Here is a 6,400-nt window from a genome sequence, read left to right on the forward strand (position 1 = left end):
TTTGCGCCATGCTTACCCAAAATTATTACTAGTCATCAAAAGCACAAAACTGTACAATAGCCAACCAATTTTATAAACCATTAAAATACATCATATAAATATGGCACAGAAATTACATATTAAAACTTGGGGCTGTCAAATGAATGAGTACGACAGCTCAAAAATGGCAGATTTGCTTTTAAGCACACATGGCTTGGAATTAACAGAAGAAGCGGAAGAAGCGGATGTGTTGCTGCTCAATACTTGTTCTATTCGTGAAAAAGCACAAGAAAAAGTGTTTCATCAATTAGGACGTTGGAAACAATTAAAAAAACATAATCCGAATTTAGTGATTGGTGTAGGTGGTTGTGTGGCGTCACAAGAAGGCGCCCATATTCGTGAGCGTGCGCCTTTTGTGGATATTATTTTTGGACCACAAACTTTGCACCGTTTGCCTGAAATGATTAACCAAATTCGTGGTGGTAAAAGTTCCGTCGTCGATGTGAGTTTCCCTGAAATTGAGAAATTCGACTGCTTGCCTGAGCCGAAAGCAGAAGGTCCAACGGCGTTTGTTTCCATTATGGAAGGTTGTAATAAATATTGTTCATTCTGCGTGGTGCCTTATACACGAGGTGAAGAAGTCAGCAGACCTGTGGACGATATTTTATTTGAAATTGCACAGTTAGCTGAGCAAGGCGTACGTGAAGTAAATTTATTAGGGCAAAATGTGAACGCTTATCGTGGCGCAACTCATGATGGCGATATTTGCACTTTTGCGGAATTGTTGCGTTTAGTGGCAGCAATTGACGGTATCGACCGCTTACGTTTTACCACAAGCCATCCAATTGAATTTACAGATGACATTATTGATGTGTATAGCGACACGCCAGAATTAGTGAGTTTCTTGCATTTGCCGGTACAAAGTGGTTCAGATCGCGTATTAACTATGATGAAACGTAATCATACCGCGCTAGAATACAAAGCCATTATCCGTAAATTACGCAAAGTGCGTCCAAATATTCAAATCAGTTCTGATTTTATCGTGGGCTTCCCAGGGGAAACTGATCAAGATTTTGAAGACACCATGAATTTAATCGCACAAGTCAATTTTGATATGAGTTTTAGTTTTATCTATTCTGCACGCCCAGGCACGCCAGCAGCGGATATGCCCGATGATGTAACAGAAGATGAGAAAAAACAACGCTTGTACTTGTTGCAACAACGAATTAATAATCAAGCGGCACAATTTAGCCGCGCAATGCTGGGGACGGAACAACGCGTGTTGGTGGAAGGCCCTTCTAAAAAAGACATTATGGAGTTAACAGGTCGTACGGAAACCAATCGTATTGTGAACTTCAAAGGGACACCAGATATGATTGGTAAATTCGTTGATATTAAAATTACGGATGTATTCACTAACTCATTGCGTGGTGACGTGGTGCGTACTGAAGATCAAATGGGGCTACGCGTTGTGCAATCGCCACAATCGGTCATCAATCGCACCCGCAAAGAAGATGAATTAGGCGTCGGGCGTTTTACTGGGTAAAAACAGCTTCAATTTACACCGCACTTTATATAAAAGAGATACCAATGTATCTCTTTTTAATTTTTAATCAGTGGCTATTGTAGCGTTCTTTGTTTTAAATGTAATGTGATAAATAGTCAGATTAACCGAATTAATTTACTAAATATTTACATTTTTCCATCATTTTTCGCTAGTTTTTTGAGCGATTTTGGTGTATTGTAGCCTCGTTTTTTACTAATTATCAAAACAGGGTGTTTTTGTGAACTCAAAATACCCTGTTTTTTTCTAAAATTTACAAGAAAAAGGTCATTTATATGAACAAAATTTTCCGAATCATTTGGAATCATTCAACACAAACTTGGACTGCTGTGTCGGAGTTAGCAAAAGGTCGTGTTAAGGCATCTAGCCAGTCAAATTGTGAGAAAGGTGTTTTCTTTAAATTAACTATTCTTTCATTAGCATTGTTATCAGTGAATGCATTTGCGGTCCCTGACGGTGGTACATATCAAAATCCAAAGGATCCGGGCGGTGCTGCGGTAGAAAACTATAATAACCCTGTGAATCAACATCCGTTTGGAGCTACGGGTGTTGGTAACTATGGTGGTGGAGCTGATCTGCCTAGAGCGTTAGGTGCAAATTCTTATGCCAAGAATGGTGGGGTTGCTTATGGTGATAATGCAAAAGCTCATGGAGCCTTGTCCGTCGCTCTTGGCGGGCACGCTAATACAGGTGATGCGTCTTCAGGTGCTGTTGCTGTTGGTGCAGCTGCATCTGCAATGGGGCGAACTCTCTTGCGATTATGCGTCAAGCAGGGGCAAAAGGTGATTACTCAATGGCTATTGGTACGGTAGCCGCTGTAAGTGGTGATCGAGCAATCGGTATAGGTAAATCTGTATTAAGTTCTGGTACTGGTTCTATTGCGATTGGTTCGGACAAAACAACGGGTAATTCAGATTACTATGGCGATGGAGAAAACACCCAAGCAACAGCTACAGACAGTATTGCATTAGGTCGAAAAGCACGTGCAACTCACGAAAATGCTCTTGCATTAGGTGCTGGCTCTGCAACAGAAGATAAGAGCAAAAATTTAAGCTATGCATTTGCAAACGATAGTGGCACTACGGTTAATCCAAAAGATCAAAATAATCAAGGTTCTGTGCTTTCTGTGGGTAATGCAAGCCACAAACGTCAAATTGTGAACGTAGCACAAGGCCGAGTAACTGCAGAGTCAACTGATGCGGTAAACGGTAGCCAACTTTATGATGTAGTAAAAAATACTGGATTTAACGTAGCTGGAAATGATGGAAAAGCTAAGTCTCGTATCAATAACAACGGCATTGTGAAATTTATGCACAGTGAAGGTGACGATGAGCTGATTCAATCCGATGTAAAAGATGATGGTGACAATGCAATTGTTCGTTTCAAAGTAAAAACGAAAGCAATTACTTCAACAAAACAAGGAGAAGCTATTGCGACTGGTACTGGTTTAGCCAAATCCAGCGAAGTAGTGACAGCAATCAACAACTCAGGTTTCCATTTGACAGCCAATGGGGAGAGCGATTCATTTATTGCCAACAACGGAACAGTTGATATTGCCCAAGGCAAAAACATTGTTGTGGCTAAAAAGAATAACCAAATTACCATTAAAACAGAAGATGATGTGACATTCACCAATGTGACCTCAACAAAATTAAACGTGAGTGGTCCAGCAACATTTGGCGGAGCAACAACATTTACTGGGGCGGCAACATTTAATAATGCGATTAACGCCAATGGAGGTTTTACTGCAGGTGCTGGTACAACCATCAATATGGGGGGAAACATAATCTCTGGGGTTAAAGCAGGAGAACAGCCTACTGACGCAGTAAACAGAAAACAATTAGATGACGCAGTTGCAAATGCTGGTGGCAGCTGGCAGTTAGGAGCAAATTCAGAAACTAACTTAGCCACTGTAAACAAAACCAACAATGTTGTGCGTGTGATTAAAGGCACAAATATCGATGTAAGCCGTTCGGGCAACAACATTACGGTGAAAACGGTCGATGCTCCAACCTTTGCAGGTAAAGTGACTGCACAAGGCGGCTTAGACGCGGGTGGTAATAAAATTACTAATGTGGGTGCAGGTGATGTTTCTGCAACTAGTAAAGATGCAGTAAATGGTGCTCAGTTAAACACTGTTAAAGAAGCAGCGGCAACTGCAGATGCAAAAGCTGTTGCTGCGGACGCTAAAGCTGATGCAGCAAAAACAGCTGCTGCAAACGCAGACGCAAAAGCTGTTGCTGCAGATAATAAAGCGCAGGCTGTACAAAACGAAGTGAACAAAGGTTGGAGTTTAACAGCAAGTAAATCAACTGGTGGTAATTTGGCAGGAGTTCGTACCGATAAAATCAATATGGGTGAAACTGTTACGATTGACGCTGGTAAAAATGTGAATATTACCCAATCTGAAAATAAAATCAGTATCGCAGTAAATGATACTCCAACTTTCACAAGCGTAAATACGGGTGACTTAACTGCAACTGGGAACACCACAATTGGCGGTAATGGCAAAAACTTCACTGTGGCTGGTGGTACAATAGTGAATATGTCTAACAACAAAATTACAGGGTTAGGCGATGCAACAGACAATTCAGACGCTGTTAACAAAGGTCAATTAGATGCGGCTGTTGATAAAGCAGTGAAAGATGCAGTGAAAAGCGCTTCAGGTAACTGGTTATTGGGTATCAATAATCAAACCGATGCTGAAGCAACTAACGTGAATAGTACAGCGAATATTGTGCGAATTAAACAAGGCGATAATGTTGTAGTAACTAAAGAAGCGAATAACATCACTGTTGCTGTTTCACAAAATCCAACATTTACAACTTTAAATACTACTGGTGATGCCACTGTTGGAGGTAAATTAACCGCAAAAAATGGCATTGACGCAAATAGCAAACAAATCACCAATGTCTCTAATGGTGGTGTGAATGCGACAAGTACAAATGCAGTAAATGGTGCTGAAGTTTATAAAGCCGTTAATGATGCGAAAACAGATTTAACTGATACGTTAATAAACAAAGGCTTGAAATTCTCTGGCAATAGTGGTGTTGAAGTTAATCGTACGTTAGGTTCAACAATGCAAATCGTGGGTACAGGTAAACAAGCAGACGAACAATATGATGCGTCAAATGTGAAAACAGTTGCAACTCAAGATGGTGGCATTGAGATTCGTATAGATAAAAACCCAACTTTTGCTAACTTAACTACAACAGGTAATTTAAGTGTTGCAGGTAATAGCACCATTAGCGGAAACCAAACTGTTGAGAAAGATTTAACTGTTAATGGAACAACGAATTTAAATGGCGACACGCATATTGGTGGAAACCAAACCGTTGCAGGTAATAGCACCATTGCTGGAAATCAAACAATTGCTAAGAACTTAACAGTTAATGGCGACACTAACCTTAATGGTAATACAACCATTGGTGGTGAAGGTAAAACTTTTAATGTTGCTGGAAATACGACTGTAAATATGGGTGGAAACACTATCACTAATGTTGGTGATGCTAAAAATGACACAGATGCAGTCAATAAAGGACAGGTTGAAAAGTGGATTTCTACAGCAACAAAAGAATTGACGGATGGGGGCTTAACCTTTAACGGTAATACAGGGTCAACCACACAAAAATTAGGCACAACTTTGAATATAGTTGGTGGTAATGGAGCAGGTTCATTCAGTACTAATAATGTAAGAACTAAAGCGACAGAAAATACGGTTACGATTGAAATTTCGGATAAACCGACCTTTACTGATTTAACTACCACAGGAAATGTAACTGTTAATGGTAACCAAACGGTTGCTGGTAACAGCACCATTAGCGGAAATCAAACAGTTGAGAAAGATTTAACGGTTAATGGAACAACTAATTTAAATGGTGATACGCACATCGGTGGCAACCAAACTGTTGCGGGTAATAGCACCATTAGCGGAAATCAAACAGTTGAGAAAGATTTAACTGTTAATGGAACAACGAATTTAAATGGCGATACGCATATTGGTGGAAACCAAACAGTTGCGGGTAATAGCACCATTGCAGGAAACCAAACTGTTGAGAAAGATTTAACTGTTAATGGAACAACTAATTTAAATGGCGACACGCATATTGGTGGCAACCAAACCGTTGCGGGTAATAGCACTATTGCTGGAAATCAAACAATTGCTAAGAACTTAACAGTTAATGGTGACACTAACCTTAATGGTAATACAACCATTGGTGGTGAAGGTAAAACTTTTAATATTGCTGGAAATACGACTGTAAATATGGGTGGAAACACTATCACTAATATTGGTGATGCTAAAAATGACACAGATGCAGTCAATAAAGGACAGGTTGAAAAATGGATTTCTACAGCAACAAAAGAATTGACGGATGGGGGCTTAACCTTTAACGGTGATACAGGCTCAACCAAACAGAAATTAGGCACAACTTTGAATATAGTTGGTGGTAATGGAACAGGTCCATTCAGTACAAAGAATGTCAGAACTAATGCTACAACAGATAAGGTTACGATTGAAATTTCGGATAAACCGACTTTCACAGATTTAACTACCACAGGAAATGTAACTGTTGGTGGTAACCAAACAGTTGCAGGTAATAGCACCATTAGCGGAAATCAAACAGTTGAGAAAGATTTAACGGTTAATGGAACAACTAATTTAAATGGTGATACGCACATCGGTGGCAACCAAACAGTTGCAGGTAACAGCATTATTAACGGTGACCAGGCTGTAGATGGCAATCAGACAGTTATGGGAGACAGTACGACCGTAGGTAACCAAACTGTGGTGGGCAATAGCTATATTGGTGGAAATCAAACCGTTGAGAAAGATTTAACGGTTAATGGAACAACTAA

The 6,400-nt window shown here is 40.0% G+C and carries 3 protein-coding genes; all 3 read left to right on the plus strand.

Annotation, left to right across the window (positions count from 1 at the left end; genetic code table 11):
• Positions 1 to 100: 100 nt before the first annotated feature.
• Entirely contained in the window at positions 101 to 1,525 is a 1,425-nt protein-coding gene (gene miaB / locus ACT2CV_RS00830; protein WP_464973725.1) for a tRNA (N6-isopentenyl adenosine(37)-C2)-methylthiotransferase MiaB, read from the plus strand.
• Between the two features lie 293 nt (positions 1,526 to 1,818).
• Complete coding sequence (locus tag ACT2CV_RS00835) at positions 1,819 to 2,355, plus strand: ESPR domain-containing protein (protein ID WP_464973726.1); 537 nt, start codon at positions 1,819 to 1,821, stop codon at positions 2,353 to 2,355.
• The coding region (locus ACT2CV_RS00840) for a beta strand repeat-containing protein (RefSeq protein WP_464974039.1) at positions 2,337 to 6,400 on the plus strand (4,064 nt) is incomplete at its 3' end. The genes ACT2CV_RS00835 and ACT2CV_RS00840, both read left to right, overlap by 19 nt.

Origin of the sequence: Reella acinonychis, from assembly GCF_052384575.1 — a bacterium.
Classification (GTDB): Bacteria; Pseudomonadota; Gammaproteobacteria; order Enterobacterales; family Pasteurellaceae; genus JBQSUQ01.

Excerpts from the sequence above, each read along its gene's own strand:
- miaB (WP_464973725.1), top strand. The coding sequence starts at position 101 with ATGGCACAGAAATTACATATTAAAACTTGGGGCTGTCAAATGAATGAG.
- ACT2CV_RS00835 (WP_464973726.1), top strand. The coding sequence starts at position 1,819 with ATGAACAAAATTTTCCGAATCATTTGGAATCATTCAACACAAACTTGG.